The following is a 311-nucleotide window of genomic DNA, read 5'->3' on the forward strand; positions in this document are numbered from 1 at the left end:
GACTATGTACGTAAGCGTCAGGCGCAGCGGAATGGTGGTGACGTGGATCATATTTCGCTGGATGAAGAGCTACTCATCAGCCATCCCGACACTTCCGAACTGCTGCGTGTCAACGATGCGCTGTCTGAGCTGGAACAGCTGGCGCCACGGCTGGCTCAGCTGGTTGAATTGCGCTATTTCGCTGGTCTCACTGAAGAAGAGGCGGCTGAATTTCTGGGTGTTGCCAGACGTACCGTCCAACGCGACTGGCTAAAAGCAAGGGCCTGGCTGTATGAAGCCTTGCGCCAATAAAATCCTGGCGTGTCCGTTCT

General features: G+C 55.3%; 1 protein-coding gene. It reads left to right on the forward strand.

Translation table 11 applies throughout. The annotated features are described in order from the left end of the window. Positions 1–291: ECF-type sigma factor (locus KDM89_RS21280; protein ID WP_268977919.1), on the forward strand; the 291-nt coding region annotated here is incomplete at its 5' end. Positions 292–311 lie beyond the last annotated feature (20 nt).

The organism is Cognatundibacterium luofuense, assembly GCF_018139685.1.
Taxonomy (GTDB): domain Bacteria; phylum Pseudomonadota; class Gammaproteobacteria; order Burkholderiales; family Burkholderiaceae_D; genus Undibacterium; species Undibacterium luofuense.